Annotated in this window: 14 protein-coding genes; 7 read left to right on the plus strand and 7 right to left on the minus strand. The window is 75.9% G+C overall.

What is annotated here, in order from left to right; genetic code table 11:
- Positions 1 to 217: 217 nt before the first annotated feature.
- From ABQ292_RS15010 to ABQ292_RS15020, 3 genes are all read right to left on the minus strand, one after another.
- Positions 218 to 1,888, minus strand: a complete 1,671-nt coding sequence (locus tag ABQ292_RS15010) for an alpha-amylase family protein (RefSeq protein WP_369207738.1) — start codon at positions 1,886 to 1,888, stop codon at positions 218 to 220.
- A 141-nt stretch (positions 1,889 to 2,029) separates the two neighbouring features.
- Entirely contained in the window at positions 2,030 to 3,103 is a 1,074-nt protein-coding gene (locus ABQ292_RS15015) for a TIGR03885 family FMN-dependent LLM class oxidoreductase (protein ID WP_369207740.1), read from the minus strand.
- Between the two features lie 732 nt (positions 3,104 to 3,835).
- Complete coding sequence (locus ABQ292_RS15020) at positions 3,836 to 4,753, minus strand: helix-turn-helix domain-containing protein (protein WP_369207742.1); 918 nt, start codon at positions 4,751 to 4,753, stop codon at positions 3,836 to 3,838.
- Between the two features lie 105 nt (positions 4,754 to 4,858).
- On the opposite strand from ABQ292_RS15020, the gene malQ reads away from it, so the two are divergent.
- Positions 4,859 to 6,754 (plus strand): 4-alpha-glucanotransferase, encoded by a 1,896-nt coding sequence (gene malQ, locus ABQ292_RS15025; protein ID WP_369207744.1) that lies wholly within the window; start codon positions 4,859 to 4,861, stop codon positions 6,752 to 6,754.
- 111 nt (positions 6,755 to 6,865) lie between these two features.
- Here malQ and ABQ292_RS15030 read toward each other — a convergent pair whose 3' ends face one another.
- Positions 6,866 to 9,040: an ExeM/NucH family extracellular endonuclease gene (locus ABQ292_RS15030; RefSeq protein ID WP_369207746.1), complete on the minus strand. Its 2,175-nt coding sequence runs from the start codon at positions 9,038 to 9,040 to the stop codon at positions 6,866 to 6,868.
- 230 nt (positions 9,041 to 9,270) lie between these two features.
- Here ABQ292_RS15030 and ABQ292_RS15035 point away from each other — a divergent pair, with 230 nt between their 5' ends.
- Together ABQ292_RS15035 and ABQ292_RS15040 are read left to right on the plus strand one after the other, a co-directional pair.
- Positions 9,271 to 9,612, plus strand: coding sequence for a hypothetical protein (locus tag ABQ292_RS15035; RefSeq protein WP_369207748.1), 342 nt, complete (start codon positions 9,271 to 9,273; stop codon positions 9,610 to 9,612).
- 73 nt (positions 9,613 to 9,685) lie between these two features.
- Positions 9,686 to 9,889: a hypothetical protein gene (locus ABQ292_RS15040; RefSeq protein WP_369207750.1), complete on the plus strand. Its 204-nt coding sequence runs from the start codon at positions 9,686 to 9,688 to the stop codon at positions 9,887 to 9,889.
- A 190-nt stretch (positions 9,890 to 10,079) separates the two neighbouring features.
- Here the strand turns inward: ABQ292_RS15040 and ABQ292_RS15045 are convergent, their stop codons facing one another.
- The gene (locus ABQ292_RS15045; RefSeq protein WP_369207752.1) at positions 10,080 to 11,234 is read right to left on the minus strand and encodes an MFS transporter; all 1,155 of its coding nucleotides are present in this window, start codon (positions 11,232 to 11,234) and stop codon (positions 10,080 to 10,082) included.
- A gap of 137 nt (positions 11,235 to 11,371) precedes the next feature.
- On the opposite strand from ABQ292_RS15045, the gene ABQ292_RS15050 reads away from it, so the two are divergent.
- From ABQ292_RS15050 to ABQ292_RS15060, 3 genes are read left to right on the plus strand one after another with little or no spacing between them, the layout of a single operon-like run.
- Positions 11,372 to 11,794, plus strand: coding sequence for a hypothetical protein (locus ABQ292_RS15050; RefSeq protein ID WP_369207754.1), 423 nt, complete (start codon positions 11,372 to 11,374; stop codon positions 11,792 to 11,794).
- 60 nt (positions 11,795 to 11,854) lie between these two features.
- Positions 11,855 to 12,736, plus strand: a complete 882-nt coding sequence (locus ABQ292_RS15055; RefSeq protein WP_369207808.1) for a DUF998 domain-containing protein — start codon at positions 11,855 to 11,857, stop codon at positions 12,734 to 12,736.
- Positions 12,737 to 12,788: 52 nt separating this feature from the next.
- Complete coding sequence (locus ABQ292_RS15060) at positions 12,789 to 13,247, plus strand: pyridoxamine 5'-phosphate oxidase family protein (protein ID WP_369207756.1); 459 nt, start codon at positions 12,789 to 12,791, stop codon at positions 13,245 to 13,247.
- Between the two features lie 11 nt (positions 13,248 to 13,258).
- On the opposite strand, the gene ABQ292_RS15065 is transcribed toward ABQ292_RS15060, so the two are convergent.
- Together ABQ292_RS15065 and ABQ292_RS15070 are read right to left on the minus strand one after the other, a co-directional pair.
- A complete protein-coding gene (locus tag ABQ292_RS15065) occupies positions 13,259 to 14,200 on the minus strand; it encodes a DMT family transporter (RefSeq protein ID WP_369207758.1) in 942 nt (313 codons plus the stop codon).
- 88 nt (positions 14,201 to 14,288) lie between these two features.
- A complete protein-coding gene (locus ABQ292_RS15070) occupies positions 14,289 to 15,038 on the minus strand; it encodes an SDR family oxidoreductase (protein WP_369207760.1) in 750 nt (249 codons plus the stop codon).
- A gap of 87 nt (positions 15,039 to 15,125) precedes the next feature.
- Between ABQ292_RS15070 and ABQ292_RS15075 the strand changes: the two genes are divergently transcribed.
- Positions 15,126 to 16,691, plus strand: a complete 1,566-nt coding sequence (locus ABQ292_RS15075; protein ID WP_369207762.1) for a helix-turn-helix domain-containing protein — start codon at positions 15,126 to 15,128, stop codon at positions 16,689 to 16,691.
- Positions 16,692 to 16,754: the final 63 nt, after the last annotated feature.

The raw sequence follows: 16,754 nt of genomic DNA on the forward strand, positions 1-16,754 counted from the left end.
TCACCGGTGCGGTGGGCGGCCCGGGCGGGACCGGAGCGGACGGGGCGGGAGCGGCGGGATCGGACATCGCGGCCACGCTAGGCGCGACCTCCGACGGCCCCCGGCAGGCCCCCCGGGCGCGGCGGCCACGGACCCGCGGCCGGCCCGGTGATCACGGCGCGCGGCCACGCGCCGTCCCGGTGGCATGACCGGCCGTCGCCGGGCCCCGCCGCCCGGCTCAGAGCAGGCGCCGGCTGTCGCCGGCCACGACCCGCAGCCAGCGGTGTCCGTAGCCGTCGAGGGTCAGCTCGACCGCGCCGTCGTCGCCGACGGGCGTCGTCTGGGTGACCAGCAGGTCCTCCAGCCGGTGCGAGCCGTCGCAGCCGGCCAGCGTGAGCGGCACGGTGCGCGGCTCGGGGCCGAGGTTGTGCACCGCCAGCAGCGTGCCGTCGCCCCACTCGCAGACGTGGGCGAGCACCGCCGGGTGCGGCTGCTCGAGCACGCGGAAGGAGCCCCAGCCGAGCTCGGGCGACTCGCGGTAGCGGCGGATGAGCAGCTTCATGAACGACAGCAGCGAGTCCTCGTCACGGCGCTGGTCGGCGACGTTGACGAACTCCGGCGCGAAGCCGCCGGACACCACCGGACCGGGCAGCGCGTCGGCGTCGGCACTCGAGAAGCCGCCGTTGGGGCCGGCCGTCCACTGCATCGGCGTCCGGACGGCGAGCCTGCCCTCCCCGGAGAGCTCCTCGCCCATGCCGATCTCCTCGCCGTAGAAGAGCACCGGCGTCCCGGGCAGCGAGAACAGCAGGCTGTAGACCATGCGGACGCGGCGCGGGTCGCCGTCGAGCATCGGTGGCAGCCGGCGGCGCAGGCCGCGGCCGTAGACCTGCATGCGCTCCTCGGGGCCGAAGGCGGCGAAGACCTCCCGGCGCTCCTCCTCGGAGAGCTTGTCGAGGGTGAGCTCGTCGTGGTTGCGGACGAAGGTGGCCCACTGGCTGTCCGGGTCCACCTGCGGGCGGCCGGTGAGCGCCTGCACCAGCGGGCCGGCGTCGGCGCGGGCCATCGACAGGTAGAGCGCCTGCATGCCGATGAAGTCGAAGAGCATGGTGAGCTCGTCGCCGTCGCCGCCGCCGAAGAACTCGCGCTGCTGCTCGTGCGGCAGGTTGACCTCCCCGAGCAGCACGCCGCTGCCGGTGCGCCGGCCGAGGAACGAGCGCAGCGCGCGCAGGTACTCGTGCGGGTCGGCGAACTCGTCCTCGTCCCCTTCCTGCGTCTCCAGGAAGAAGGGAACGGCGTCGACGCGGAAGCCCGACAGGCCCAGCTGCAGCCAGAAGCCCATGATCTTGGCGACCTCGTCGCGCACCCGCGGGTTGCTGACGTCGAGGTCGGGCTGCTCCTTGTAGAAGCGGTGCAGGTACCACTCCCCCGTCTCCTCCGACAGCGTCCAGACGGAGTCCTCCTGGTCCGGGAAGACGACCTGGTCGCTGGTGTCCGGCGGCTCGTCGGCGCGCCAGACGTAGAAGTCGCGGTACGGGGAGTCCTTGCTGGCCCTGGCCGACTCGAACCACGGGTGCCGGCTGGACGTGTGGTTGACGACGAGGTCGGCGATGACCCGGATGCCGCGGTCGTTCGCCGTCCGGATGACCTCCACCAGGTCCCCGTGCGTGCCCAGCCGCGGGTCCACGCCGTAGAAGTCGGTGATGTCGTAGCCGTCGTCGCGCTCGGCGGTGGGGTAGAAGGGCATCAGCCACAGGCAGGTCACGCCGAGGTCGGCCAGGTGGTCGATCCGCTGGGCAAGGCCGGCGAAGTCACCGCACCCGTCGCCGTCCCAGTCCAGGTACGTCTCGACGTCGAGGCAGTAGACGACCGCCGTCTTCCACCACAGGTCGGCCGTGTCGGTGATCCGCATGTCGAGCGAGCCTGTCGATCACCCGCACCGGTGGCAAGTGGACGCCGTCGGCTCGTTCCGGGCGCCCCCCGCCAGTGGATCATCGGCTGCGTGCACGCGACACGCGCGGACAAGCCGGCGGGAGCGGCACGCGGGCGATGATCAACGCGCGGGCGGCCGCCCCTGGGGCAGGACGGTCGGCTGCACCGGCTCGGGCTCCTGCCGGGGACGGCGGGGCCCGCCCGGGCCGTCGAGCGCGACGGCGGGCGCGGGCCGGGTGACCCCGAGCTGCGGCAGCACGTGCTCGCCGAACGCGTCGAGGAACGGCTTCTGCTCCTTGCCGACGTGGTGCAGGTAGACCTCGTCGAAGCCGAGCTCGACGTACTCGGCCAGCCAGGCGGCGTGCTGCCCGAGGTCGGAGCTGACCCGGACGGCGCCCTCGACCGCCTCCTGCGGCGTGTACCGGCTGGCCTGCTCGAAGGCCTCCGGGCCGTCGAGGTCCCAGCACAGCGGCGGCGGGAACGTGTTGGTGAACCACTGGTCGTAGGCGATCGCCTCGGCGCGCCCCGGGTCGGGGTCCCAGCACAGGTGCACCTGGAGCACGAGCCGCCCCTGGCCCCCGGCGTCCCGGTAGGCGCCGACCAGCTCGCGCAGCGTCTCGTGCGGCTGGTTGATGGTGATGAAGCCGTCGGCCCAGTCGGCGTGCCGCCGCGCCGTCGGGACGCTCATCACCGGCCCGATGAGGGCGGGCTGCTGCTCGGGCAGCGACCAGATCCTCGCCCGCTCGACGTCGACCAGGCCGCGGTGGGTCACCTCCTCGCCGGCCAGCAGGGCGCGGATGACGTCGACGCACTCGCGCAGCCGGGCGTCCCTGACCCGCTTGGGCGGCCACGGCGTGCCGGTGATGCGCTCGTTCATCACCTGCCCGCTGCCGAGCGCCATCCAGAAGCGCCCGGGGAACATCGCCGCCAGCGTCGCGGCGCCCTGGGCGATCACGGCCGGGTGGTAGCGCTGCCCCGGGGCGTTCACCACGCCGCAGGGCAGGCCGGTGGTGGCCAGCGCGGCCCCGAGCCAGGACCAGGCGAAGCCCGAGTGCCCCTGCGCGTGGTTCCAGGGCGCGAAGTGGTCGGAGCACATCGCCGCGGTGAAGCCGACCTCCTCCGCGTGCTGGACGGCGGCCAGGAGATCGGCCGGGTGCACCTGCTCGTGCGAGTTGTGGAAGCCGATCACGGTCACCGGTCGTGCCTACCGCAGCCGGGGCCTCCCGGCCACGGGACGGCGACGTGCCGCAACACCTCGGCCGAGCAGGTCGGCCACCCGCGCCGGGTCGGTGGCGACGTCGAGGTGGGCGCCGCGGCCGTCCCCGGGCCACCGCCCAGCCCCTCGCGCGGGCGGCCGCGGCGTCACCGTCGCAGGCCGGCGACAGGTGCCCGTACCGGGGATCGCCGGACAGCTCGGGCACCGGGACGCCGACCGACCACAGGTCCGCCGGCACCCGGTGTCCCTCGGCGAGGACGGCTGCCCGCACGGCCTCGTCGGGCAGCAGCGTGGTCATCGCGCCGGGGCCCCACCACGTCGTCCAGTCGGCCACCCGGCCGTCGTCGCCGGTGAACGGCGTCACCAGCTCCCGGAGCTCCGTCGGCCAGGGCGCCGTCCCCGGCCGCGGCGGCAGGACCGCGTCGAGCCACACCACCCCCCGGGCCCCGACGGCGGCGGCGACCAGCGGCAGCACGATGCCGGCGCCGGAGAAGCCGACGACGACGTCCGCGGGGACGTCCACCGCCGCCGCCCACCGCTGCGCCCAGCCGGCCGCCGACGGGCCCGGTGCCGCGGGGTCCTGGAGCCGCCCCCGAAGGTCCGGGACGGCGACCGTCGCGCCACGATGGCGCAGCTCGGCGGCCAGGGGACCGAGGACCGCGGGGCCGAGCAGCGGCGGGTGCACCAGCAGCCAGACGTCGTCCACGCCGGTCAGGGTGCTCCGCGCAGGGCGGCGAGCCACCACTCGACGGCGGGCACCGACGGCTCGAACGGCGGCCAGCCGTTGAGCACGCCGAGCAGCTGCCAGTACCGCTCGACGCGGGCGTCGGTGAAGACCGCCAGCCGTTCGGCGAGGGCGGCCCGCCGGCCGGGGTCCTGCGCGCGGCCGTCGTCGAGCAGCTCGGCCACCAGCGCCTCGGCGGCCACGCTGCCCGGGACCACCCCGTCGGCCAGCGCCCGGCGGCCGAGGGACTGCATCCGGCCGGCGTCCAGTCCGGGGTCCGGGTCCTCCGGTGCGGCCCCGGCGCCGGCGACGGCCATCTCGCGCACCCGGGCGGCGAACGAGTCGTCGGCGACCAGCCGGGCCAGCTCCAGCCAGGCGGCGACCTGCTCGGCCGTGGGGTCCCCGGGCAGCTCGACCGGCAGCGAGCGCATGGGCCCGGCCAGGCCGGCGCCCGGGGCGTCGTCGGGCAGGCCGGCGAAGGTGCGGTCGACGAACTCGTCGATGATCTGCTGCCGCTCGCGGGCGGACAGCGCGGCCAGGTCGGACACGATCCTCATCTCCTCGGGGGTGGTGCCGGCACGGCAGACGGCCCGCAGCAGGGTCCGGCGCAGCCGCAGCAGGCGGATCTCGGCGTCGAGGGCGCGCACGTGCTCGGCGGCGACCTCGGCCACGGTGCGCCGGGCGCCCAGCAGCTCCCGCACGGCGGGCAGGCCCAGGCCCAGCTCCCGCAGCGTGCGCACCAGGTCCAGGCGGGCGACGGCGGGCGCGTCGTAGAGCCGGTACCCGCCGGACGAGCGGGCCGGCGGGTCGACCAGGCCGGCGTCGGTCCAGAACCGCACCGTGCGCACGGGCACCCCGAGCCGGGCGGCCACCTCGCCGATGGTCAGGCGCGTCCCGTCGTCCACACCGGCGACCCTGCACCCTCCAGTCGCTGGAGGGTCAACCGGACGAGACCGGCACCACGTCCGTCCTGCGCTGCGATCACCCCCGCGCCCCGTGAGGATCGGGGGGTGACCCGCACCCCCAGCACCGACCGGTGGGGCATCGACGCCACCTGGCTCGACGCCCTCGACGAGGAACACGAGGTCGCCCAGGCCACGATCGAGCGCCTGCGGGAGGTGATCGGCGAGCCGCCCGAGGACCTCGACTCCCGCGCGCCCATCGTCGCGCGCCCCGGCGACGTCCTGGAGGTCGACGAGGCCGAGGTGACCCTCGAGGACGGCTCCACCCGCCACGTCGACGGCGAGCTGCCCGAGGACTTCCCGCTGGGCTACCACTGGCTGCAGGTCCCCGGCGGCCCGCGGCGCCGGCTGATCGTCTCCCCCGGCCGGTGCTGGCTGCCCGAGGACCGCGCCTGGGGCTGGGCCGTGCAGCTCTACGCCACCCGCAGCCGCGACAGCTGGGGCATCGGCGACCTCGGCGACCTGCGCGCCGTCCGGGAGATGGCGGCCGGGCAGGGCGCCGGATTCGTGCTCGTCAACCCGCTGCACGCCGTCGCGCCCACCCCGCAGCAGGAGGCCAGCCCCTACCTGCCGGCCACCCGCCGCTTCCGCAACCCGCTGTACCTGCGGGTGGCGGAGGTGCCCGGCGCCGACGCCGTCGACCTCGAGGTCGACGCCGGCCGGGCCCTGGGCGACGGCGACCTGATCGACCGCGACGCGATCTGGGCCCGCAAGCGGGCGGTGCTGCGCCGGGTCTTCGACGCCGCCGGCCGCGACGACCCCGCCTTCCCCGACTGGTGGTGGTTCCAGGGGCAGAAGCTGCAGGACTGGGCCACGTGGAGCGCCCTGGCCGACGTCCACGGCCCCGACTGGCACACCTGGCCCGAGGAGCTGCGCGACCCGCGCGGCGACGCCGTCGGCTCCTTCGCCGCCGAGCACGAGCACGACGTCGCCTTCCACGCCTGGCTGCAGTGGGCGCTGCACCTGCAGCTGGAGCGCGCGACCGAGGGCATGACCGTCATCCAGGACCTGCCGATCGGCGTGGCCGGCGGCGGCGCCGACGCCTGGACCTGGCAGGGCGTCCTGGCCGACGGCGCCTCGGTGGGCGCGCCCCCGGACGCGTTCAACTCCCAGGGCCAGGACTGGGGCTCGCCCCCGCTGGTCCCGTGGCGGCTGCGCGAGGCCGACTACGAGCCGTTCGTCGAGTCCATCCGCGCCACCATGGCCGGCGCCGGCGGGCTGCGGATCGACCACGTCATGGGCCTGTTCCGGCTGTGGTGGGTGCCGTCGGGCGAGGGCACCGCCGCCGACGGCGCCTACGTGCGCTACCCGGCCGAGGACCTGCTCGACATCGTCGCGCTGGAGAGCCACCGGGCGCAGGCGGTCGTCGTCGGCGAGGACCTCGGCACCGTCGAGGACGGCGTGCGCGAGGCCCTGGCCGAGCACGGGGTCCTCAGCTACCGGCTGCTGTGGTTCGAGGACGACGACCCGGCCGAGTGGCCCGAGGAGGCGATGGCCGCGATCAGCACGCACGACCTGCCGACGGTCGCCGGGCTGTGGAGCGGGGCCGACGTCGACGAGCAGCGCGAGTACGGCACCGGCACCGACGAGGAGCTCGAGCGCGGCCGGAAGTCGCTGCTCGAGCGGCTTCCCGGGCTGCGCAGGAACGCCAGGCCGGAGACGGCGGTGAGGCGGGCGCACGAGCTGCTGGCCCGGGCTCCCTCACTGCTGCTGTCGGCCACCCTGGACGACGCCGTCGCCGAGCGGCGCCGTCCCAACATGCCGGGTACCACCGACCGGCCCAACTGGTCGCTGCCGCTGCCCGTGCCCGTGGAGGAGCTGGCCGGGCACCGGTTGCTGCAGGAGGTGGCCCGGACGCTGGCCGAGGGCGTGGCCCGCACGAGCGACCCGGAGGAGGACGCCATCGGCGAGCAGCCCGGCGGGGAGGCCCGCGAGGGCGCCTGACAGAAGGACCCCCTGCCCCCCACCGCTCGCACGCCCGCGGCGGGACCCTGCAGGAGGCCGCCCCTGCCCCCACCGCTCGCACGCCCGCGCCGGGGGCAGGGGGGTCCCTCCTCAGGACTCCGCGCCGCCCTGCTCGGTGCTGCCGGCGCCGCGGCCCGGGGTCAGGGTGTCGGTGCCGGGGCCGCCGGCCAGCGTGTCGTCGCCCTCGCCGCCGTCGAGCCGGTCGGTGCCGAAGCCGCCGAGCAGCACGTCGGCGCCGTTCTCCCCGGAGAGGACGTCGTCCCCTGCGCCGCCGCAGACCACGTCGTCGGCGTTGCCGCCGGTGATCGTGTCGTCCCCGCCCAGGCCCATGACGACGTCGACACCGGTGGTGCCCCGGAGCGTGTCGGTGCCGCGGATCGTCGGGAGCAGACCGTGGCAGCGCTCCTCCAGGTCGATCCCGACCAGCAACGGGTCGTGGTCGCTGGACCGGTACGGGTCCGGCGCGTAGAGGGCCTCGTCACCGGTGTACTGGTAGGCGGAGGACTCGACCGAGTTGGTGTTCCAGTGCACCGCACCGGTCACCTTGGCCGTCAGCTCGCCGGTGGCCAGCGCGTGGTCGAGCGAGCCGGACAGCGCGTCGAAGACGTAGCTGAACCGCTCCGGGTCGAGCCGCGACCCCAGGTCGGTCAGCCCCGCCTGCCGCAGGGTCTCGATCGGGTCCTCCTGCGTGTAGGCGTTGTAGTCGCCGAGCGAGATGACGTCGGGGTCGCGTTCCCGCAGCTGCTCGATGAACGCGGCCAGCGACTCCGCCTGCCGGACGCGGTCGCCGTTCCAGGCACCCTGCCCGTCCCCGGTGTCGACGTTGTCCCCGGTGGCCGAGTCCGCCGAGCCCTTGGACTTGAAGTGGTTGGCCACCACGGTGAACAGGTCCCCGTCCTTGCTGAACGTCTGGGCCTGCGGCTCGCGGGCGTTGTCCCAGACGGCCTCGTCCACCAGGCCCACCGGGTCGCCGACCGGCTGCACGACGCCGACCTGGTAGATGATCGCGCTGCGGATCACGTCGCGGTCGACCGCGTAGAGCTCCTCCGGCATCGGGACGTGGGCCCACTTCTCGTACCCGGCGGCCGTGTTGAGTCGCCGCACCAGGTCGGCCAGTGCCGCGTCGGCGGTCTCGGCGTAGCCGGTGGACGCGGTGTCCTCGATCTCCATCAGCGTGACGACGTCGGCGTCGAGCGCGTTGACGGCCGGGACGATCTTCCCCGCCTGCTGCTCGAACTCGGCGGTCGTCTCGGCCCCGCGGCCGCCGTCCGCCTCGAGCGTGAGGAAGTAGTTCAGGACGTTGAAGGCCCCGATCCGCACGTCGCCGCCGACCGCGCCGGGAGCTGCCGGCCGGGTGTTCTGCGGCGAGAAGGTGCCGGCCGCGGTGCCGTCGGCCGGCTGCAGCCGCCAGGCGCTGGAGCCGTAGCCCAGGACGAGCGGCTGCTCGAAGGTCAGGACGTCGCCGACGCGGACCGGGGTGTCCGGGGTCAGGTACGGCCGGGTGCTGACGGTGACCCGCGCGCTCACGGCGTCGTCGAGCGTGATGCTGCGCCGGAGGTTCCCCGCCGCGATGGCCTCGGCCTCCGCGCCGGGGCGGGCGAGCTCGGTGGGCTGCACGAGGACGCCACCCTCCGAGAGGGTCAGCTCGCCGAAGCTCGTGAGGTCGAAGACCTCGCTGACGGTGAGGTCGTCGACGGGGCCGACCAGCACGCCCTCGAGCCGCTCGCGGGCGGCGTCGTCGGCGGGCAGGTCGAGCGGCGCCGCGGCCGGGAGATCGGCGACCGTGCCCGGAGCGCACTCGGCGACGTCGGTCCGCGAGGTGATCTGCGTCTGGCCGCCGAACTCGGTGGCCTGGCCGGTGACCGCGACGGTGTCACCGAGGTCCACCGCGACCGGGCTGAAGACGAAGACGCCGTCGGAGGTGGCCGCGTCGCCGTCGCCGTCGGCGTCCTGCAGGTAGAAGCCGGACAGGCCGGGGACGTCGCCCACGACGACGCCGCGCACGGTGACCGGCCGCCCGGCCAGCGGTGTCGTGGCACCGCTGCCCTGGACCGCGCCGATCTCGTGGGTGGGCGCCGCGTCGCAGACGGCGGACTCACCGGTGTCGGTGCCCGCGCCGTCGTCGTGGATCCCGGAGACGAACGGCGTGGTCTGCGGGGCGGCCTGGGCGGCCGCCGGGAGGCCGACGACGGCGAGGGCCGCGGCAGCGGTGCCGAGGGCGGCGCGGCGCGCGAGCACCCGCCGGGAGCGAGGGGATGAGCGCACGGAGAGCCCTTCGAGAGGTACCGGGACGTGAGCCGGGCTGGAAGTCCACGGAGGCCTGTCCGACAACGGGACGTGACGGTGAGGTGACGGCGTGCCTCCAGTGTGACCGGACGACGTCTCGACACGCCAGGTCGACGTGTCGACACGCAGCGCGACCAGGGCGGATGCCGACGCCGCTGGACCGAACACCTGTTCGACGGGCGTGTCAGACTGCCGGGGTGGCTGGCGGCATGCACCGGGGCAGGTCGCGACCGTCGCTGGGTGAGCGGGCCGCCGGCTCGGGTGTCCAGCCCCCGCCCGGGTTCCAGGTGCCTCCGGACGACCTCCCCCCGGCCACCCCCGCTGCCCCGCCGCCCCCGGCCGGCAGGGACCCCTCCGCCCGCGAGGACCCCGGCCGGCACTGCTGGGTGCACGCCCCGCCCGGCGCGCCCGGCACCGTGCCGGGCCTGCTGGTGGAGTGGCGGCAGCGACCCGGCGGGTGGCAGGGGCGGGTGGCCTACGCCGTCCCCGGCCCGCACGGTCCGGTGCTCGTGGAGGCGTGGCTCCCGGCCGGGTCGCTCGAGCAGCGGTGAGCGGGTTTCCCGTGCAGTGGGGCGGCTATGGCCTCCGGTCGAGACCGATCGACGACGCAGCGGAGGTACCGCGATGACCACCCCACCCGACCGCCCGACCCTCGACGACGTCATGGACACCGAGGAGTCGGCGCCCAGGGACCGCCAGGAGCACGGCAAGACCGACCCGCGCCCGAACGACGAGGCCCTGCAGCACCGCACGGAGCAGGAGCGCCAGGCGGTCGGCTCCGACGACGCCGACCCGGCCGGCGCGGAGTTCCACGCGGCCACCGACTGAGGAAGGACCCTCCTGCCCCCCACGCCTCGCACGCTCGGCGCGGGCCCCTGCAGGAGGGCCGTTCCAGCACCTCACCAGCTCGGGGCGGGCCCCTGCGGGAGGGCCGTCCACCGGCGACCACGCGGGCGGGCACCGGCGACGTCCGGTACCCGCCCGCGTGCGCGTCCAGGGGTCGCGGTCACCCCTGCCGTCAGCGGTCCCGCAGGCTCCGGCTGCGGCCGAGCAGCAGGGCCAGCACGAGCGCCCCGCCCACCCCGGTCCCGGCGACGGCGACCGCCCCGGGCCACCCGGCACTCGCCCAGGCCCGGCCGGCCAGGGTGCCGCCCACCGAGGACCCCACGTAGTACCAGAACGAGTACAGCGAGGCGGCCTGCCCGACCGCCCGCTCCCCCAGCGCCGCGCGGGCGGCCACCCAGCCGCTGGCCACGCCGTGCGCGGCGAAGAAGCCGACGGTCAGCACCGCCAGCCCGAGGACGAACAGCGCCAGCGGCGCGGCCAGCGTGAGCAGCAGGCCGGCACCGGTCAGCAGGATCGCGACGGGGACGACGACCCGCCGGCCGGCCCGCTCGGCCAGCCCCCCGGCCACCGGGGAGCTCACCGAGCCCAGCAGGTAGGTGAGGAACACCAGCCCGGCCAGCGTCGGCGAGAGCCCGTACGGCTCGGCCTCCAGCCGGAACGTGCCGGCGTTGTAGACCGCGACGTTGCCGCCCATGAGCAGCGCGGCCAGGCCGTAGAGCCCGAGCAGCACCGGGTCGCCGAACCCGCGGGCGAGCTGCTGCAGCACCGGCGTCCCGCGCGGCACGGGCACGAAGCGGCGGGAGGCCGGCAGCAGCACCCAGACGGCGGCGGTGCAGGCCACCGCCAGGACCGCGATGGCGCCCAGCGCCGTCCGCCAGCCGCCGAGGTCGGTCAGCGCCCCGGCCACCACCCGGCCGCTCAGGCCGCCGATCGCGGTGCCGCCGACGAACAGCCCGATCGCCCGGGAGCTCACCGAGGGATCGAGCTCCTCCCGCAGGTAGGCCACCCCGACGGCGGGCAGCCCGGCCAGCGCGAAGCCCTGCAGGCCGCGCAGCACCAGCAGCGGCTCCCACGCCGGCACGAGCGCCAGCAGCACGGCCAGCCCGGTGGCCGTGACGAGCGCGGTGCGCAGGACGGGGGTGCGGCCGATCCGGTCCGACAGCGGGCCGAGCACGAGCAGGCCGACCGCCAGCCCCGCCGTCGCCGCCGAGACCGAGAGCGTCGCGGCGGCCGGCGAGACGCCGAAGGCGCGGGTCAGCTCGGGCAGCAGGGCCTGCGGGGCGTAGAGGACGGCGAAGACGGCGAGCCCGGCGAGGAACACCGCCACCGACGCGCGGCGCAGCCCCGGCTCCCCGGCACGGTGTCCGCGCGGCGGCCCGGGTCCTCCCCCGCTCAGCGCCGCGGCCCGGGCGGGACGGGGAGGCGGCGCACGGCCCCATCGTGCCTGCCTGCTGGGATGGGCCGGTGACCCGCCTGCTGCCCGCCGACGTCGCCTGCTGGGTGGTGAAGACCGCCCGCCCGCCGTCGGCCGTCGTCCCCGGCTGGCGCGCCGGCGAGGAGCACGCGTTCTCCCGCTGCCTGCGCCGCTCCTACCGGCTGGAGCTGATGGCACCCGGCCAGCCGGTCCTGCTGTGGCTCTCCGGCCGCGACCGCCCGGGTGTGCACGCCACCGGCGTGGTGGCCGGGGACGTCACCGAGGACGACGGCAGGCCGTCGGTGCACGTCCGGGTGACCCTGCTGTCCGCACCCGTCCCTCGGGCCGACCTGCTGGCCGACCCGCTCGCCCGCGACGCCGAGGTGCTCCGGATGCCGGCGGGGAGCAACCCCTCGTACCTGACGCCCGCCCAGTACGCCGCCGTCCTCGCCCATCTCCCCGAGCGCTGGTAGTGCCACGAAGGCACCACCCCGGGGACCACGGGGCGGGCTGGGACCATGGGCCGTGTGCCGATGAGACGGATCGCCGGGGGTGCCCTCGCCTGGCTGCTGACGCTGCAGTTCTTCGTCGTCGAGACGATCGTCCAGCTGCGCGCCGGCCTGCCCTACTCCCGCTCGGCCGACGTCATCAGCGCACTCGGCGACGCCACCTGGCCCGGCTCGGCCCTCATGAACGCCTCCTTCGTCGTGCAGGCCGGTCTCATCGGCGCCGGCGCGGTGGCGCTGCTGCCCGCCCTCCGCGGCAGGGCGGCGCGCCCGGCGGTGGCGCTGCTGGGGACGGCGGCGCTCGGGGTGCTGCTGGTGGGCGTCTTCCCGCGGCTGACCTCTCCGTCGCTGCACACGGCCGGCGCCGCCCTGTACCTCGTCGGCAGCGGGTCGGCGCTGATCGCGCTGGCCTACGCGGTCCGGCCGTGGTCGGAGGCGCTCGGCACCACGCTGGCGCTGCTCGGCCTGTTCGGGACGGCGATGACGGTGTTCTACGGCGCCGGGGTGGTCGAGTTCCTCGGTGAGGGCGGCACGGAGCGGGCCTCGGCCTACGTGCTGCCGATCGGGCTCGCGCTGACCGGGCCGACGCTGTGGCGGCTCACCCGCACCCGCGAGGCACCCGACACCGGCCGACCCTCCCGCCGGGAGCTGAAGGCGCGGCAGCGGATCGAGGAGCGCGACGCGCGGGCCCGCGCCGCCGCCGATCGCGACGACGCCCTCGAGGCCGCCGCCCGCCGGTCCGCGGCGACGCCGGAGCGCCCCACCGCCCGGGCCGGGACCCGCACCGCCGCCGACGACGACCGGGCCGCCGACGACCGTGCCGACGATCGTGCCGACGACGACCGTGCCGACGACGACCTGGACCCCGAGGACCCCTGGGCCGACCCGCGCCGGCGCCGCGGGCAGTAGCACGGTCCCGGAACCGGTCGCGGCCGGTCCCCGCCCCGGCCACGATGGGGCCATGACCGCCGAGGAGACCGGACCCACGCTGCAGGAGCTCCCCGCTGACGAGTGCCACCGGCTCCTGGCCACCCAGGAGATCGGCCGGCTCGCGGTCAACGCCGAGCACCACCCGCTGGTCTTCCCGGTCAACTACGCGATGGACGGCACGACGATCGTCATCCGCACCGCACCGGGCACCAAGCTGGCCGCCGCCGACCACGCCAACGTCACCTTCGAGGTCGACGACATCGACCCGCGCACCCGCAGCGGCTGGAGCGTCCTCGTCCGCGGCGTCGCCGAGGAGGTCGGCCCGGGTCACCGCGCCGAGCTGGTCGCCCGCACCGAGGCGACCGGTGTGCAGCCGTGGGCACCGGGCGAGCACGGGCGCTGGCTGCGGGTCATCCCCACGTCGGTGAGCGGGCGGCGGATCGTGCCCGGCGAGCTGCCACCGGCGGTCGACCCCCGCGCCTACTTGTGAAGGACCCCGTCCTACCCACCCTTCGCAGGCTCAGGGCGGGACCCGGGACGGGGCCGCAGGGCCGTTCCGGGCGCCGGCGGCCGCACCCGCCCGCGGCTGCGCGCCAGCGCCACCCCGGCCAGGCACACGGCGCCACCGGCGACGGCGAGCGCGGGCGGCACCTCGTCGAGCAGCAGCCAGGACAGCAGCACCACCAGCGGCGGCACCAGGTAGGTGGTGACGCCGAGCCGGCCGGCCGGGGTCCGCGCCAGCGCGTAGGCCCACGTGCTGAACGCGAGCGCCGTCGGCACGACGCCCAGGTAGACCATCCCGAGCACCGACGACGCCGGCGCCGCGGCCGCCTCCCCCGCCAGGACGCCGGCCCACGGCAGGCAGCAGACCGCGCCGATCGCACAGGCGGCGAACGTGACCTGCAGTGGCGGCAGCCGGCGCAGCACCGGCTTCTGCGCCACCACGCCGACCGCGTAGGTGACCGCCGCGACCAGGCACAGCACCACGCCGGCCAGGTCCGCCCCGCCGTCGCGTCCGGCCAGACCGATCAGCAGCACCCCGGCGAAGGCGACGACGAGGCCGGCCACCAGCCGGCGCGGGAAGCCCTCGCCCAGCCACACCCCGGCGAGGACGGCGATGAGGATCGGCCCGGTGTTGACCAGCATCGCCGTCGTCCCGGCGTCGAGGTGCTGCTCGGCGGCGTTGAGGGCGACGTTGTACACGCCGAACCAGCCCACCCCGCAGACGACGAGCAGCCCCCACTCGCGCCGGGTCGGGGCCACCCAGCCGCGTCGCAGCGACAGCAGGGCGAGCACCGCCGTCCCGACCAGGAGCCGGCCCAGCGCCAGCGCCCCGGGCGAGAGGTCGTCGCCGACCGCGCGGATGCCGACGAACGCCGAGGCCCATGCCAGGACGGTGACGACGACGGCGGCCAGCACCGGCGCGGCAGGGGTTCGGGGCACGTCCGGACCCTAGGTGCCGGGGACGACGGCGGGCTGGCGGTTCCCGGACGTGGCAGCCCGGGTGCGGAGAACGGCAGGGACGCCGCGTTCAGGCGCGCAGGTGCTCGGCGTAGGTGCGCCGTCCCCGCTCGGCGCGCGGCCCGGGCAGCACGCCGCCCTCGCGGAAGGCCGCGCTGAGCCGGCCGGGCAGCGGCGTGGCCACCACGTGCACGCCCGGCTCGCGGGCGGCCGCCCACGCCCGGGCCAGGTCGGCCGCCGTCAGCACCTCCGGCCCGCCGAACTCGACGACGTCGCCGGTGGCCGGCCGCCCGGCCACCTCGGCCAGGAAGTCGGCCGCCTCGGCGACGTCGACCGGCGCGGCCTGCCAGCTCATCGGCACCGGCAGCACCGGCCCGCGGCGGGCGGTGGCGAGCATCTCGTCGACGAAGGTGTGGAACTGGGTGATCCGGGCCAGCGTCACCGGCAGCCCGGAGGCCAGGAGCACCTGCTCGGCGGCGAACTTCGCCCGGTAGTAGCCGTAGGGAACCCGGTCGACGCCGACGATCGAGACGTACACCAGGTGCTGCAGGCGGGCGCGGTCGAGCGCCTGCACGAGCCGGCGGGTACCGGCGACGTCGACCTGCCAGGGGTCACCGCGCGGGTCGCTGGCGGCGTGCACGACCAGCTCCGCGCCGCCTGCCGCCTCGGCGAGGTCGCGGCCGGTGGCGAGGTCGCCGCGGACCCCGCCCGGCCCCGTCCCGCGGCGCGACATCTGCCGCACCTGGTGCCCCGCGGCCTGCAACACGGGGACGAGCGCGCGGCCCAGCTGACCAGTGCCTCCGGTGACCAGAACGTCCACGCCGTGCAGTGTGGCCGGACCGGTCCCCCTCGTTCCACCGGCGCGCCCCTGCACCGGTATCTCACCTGCGAGATAGCGTGGCCCCCTGTGACGGCGACCGACCCGACCCCTCCTGCGACGTCCTCCCTCGCGGCCGGCGCGACCCACCGGATCGGCCTGCTGATCCGCGACGCCCGGCGGCACCGGGGGCTCACCCAGCAGCAACTGGCCGAGCGGCTGGGCACCAGCCAGAGCGCCGTCGCCCGCATCGAGCAGGGCGGGCAGAACCTGACCCTCGAGCTCCTCGGCCGGCTCTCCGACGCCCTCGACAGCGAGCTGATCAGCGTCGGCCCCGCCGGGCCGACCCACCTGCGGGTCACCGGCGGCACGCCGCTGCGGGGCAGCGTCACGGTGAAGTCGTCGAAGAACGCCGCCGTCGCGCTGCTGTGTGCCTCGCTGCTCAACCGCGGCCGGACGACGCTGCGCAACGTGGCCCGCATCGTGGAGGTCGACCGGATCCTCGACGTGCTCCGCTCGATCGGCGTCGCGGCCACCTGGGACGAGGCCGGCCGCGACCTGACCCTGCAGGTCCCCGACGAGCTGGACCTGGCCGGCATCGACGCCGACGCCGCCCGCCGGACCCGCAGCATCATCATGTTCCTCGGCCCGCTGCTGCACCGGGCCCGCACCTTCCGGCTCCCCTACGCCGGCGGCTGCGACCTGGGCACCCGCACCGTCGAGCCGCACATGATCGCGCTGCGCCCCTTCGGCCTGGCGATCGAGGCGCACGCCGGCGAGTACCACGCCAGCGTCGCCCCCACGACCACCGCGCGGCGGACCATCGTGCTCACCGAGCGCGGGGACACCGTCACCGAGAACGCGCTGCTGGCCGCCGCCCGCACCGAGGGCACCACGGTCATCCGCAACGCCAGTTCCAACTACATGGTCCAGGACCTCTGCCTGTACCTGCAGCTGCTCGGCGTCGGCGTCGAGGGCCTCGGGACGACGACGCTGACCGTGCACGGCCGGGCCGTCCTGGACGCCGACGTCGACTACACGATCAGCGAGGACCCGGTGGAGGCGATGAGCCTGCTCACCGCCGGGATCGTCACCGGGTCCGAGCTGACCGTCCGCCGCGCCCCGATCGAGTTCCTGGAGATCGAGCTGGCGGTGCTGGCCGAGATGGGGCTGCGCTACACGCTCTCGCCGGAGTACCGCGCCGACAACGGGCACACCCGGCTGGCCGACGTCACCATCTCGCCGTCGCAGCTCAAGGCCCCGATCGACAAGATCCACCCGATGCCGTTCCCGGGCCTCAACATCGACCACCTGCCGTTCTTCGCGGTCATCGCCGCCTCGGCCACCGGCTCGACGCTGATCCACGACTGGGTCTACGACAACCGCGCGATCCACCTGTCGGACCTGACCCGCCTGGGCGCCGACGTCCGGCTCATGGACCCGCACCGGGTGCTGGTCACCGGCCCGACCCGCTGGCGCAGCGCCGAGGTGGTCTGCCCGCCGGCGCTGCGGCCGGCCGTGTGCATCCTGCTGGCGATGCTGGCCGCGCGCGGCACGTCGGTGCTGCGCAACGTCGACATCATCGCCCGTGGCTACGAGCACCTCTACGAGCGCCTGGTCGAGATGGGCGCCTCCATCGAGGTCTTCAGCGACTGAGGGAGGACGACCTCTCGCCCCACGCCCCGCACGCTCGGCGGGCCCGTGAGGGGTGGGGCGTTC

It is taken from the genome of Geodermatophilus maliterrae, from assembly GCF_041018925.1.
GTDB classification, from domain to species: domain Bacteria; phylum Actinomycetota; class Actinomycetes; order Mycobacteriales; family Geodermatophilaceae; genus Geodermatophilus; species Geodermatophilus maliterrae.

What these genes read in the sequence shown, in the direction of transcription:
- ABQ292_RS15035 (WP_369207748.1), top strand. Translation starts at nt 9,271, where the DNA reads ATGCACCGGGGCAGGTCGCGACCGTCGCTGGGTGAGCGGGCCGCCGGC.
- ABQ292_RS15055 (WP_369207808.1), top strand. Translation starts at nt 11,855, where the DNA reads ATGAGACGGATCGCCGGGGGTGCCCTCGCCTGGCTGCTGACGCTGCAG.
- ABQ292_RS15060 (WP_369207756.1), top strand. Translation starts at nt 12,789, where the DNA reads ATGACCGCCGAGGAGACCGGACCCACGCTGCAGGAGCTCCCCGCTGAC.
- ABQ292_RS15010 (WP_369207738.1), bottom strand. Translation starts at nt 1,888, where the DNA reads ATGCGGATCACCGACACGGCCGACCTGTGGTGGAAGACGGCGGTCGTC.
- ABQ292_RS15040 (WP_369207750.1), top strand. Translation starts at nt 9,686, where the DNA reads ATGACCACCCCACCCGACCGCCCGACCCTCGACGACGTCATGGACACC.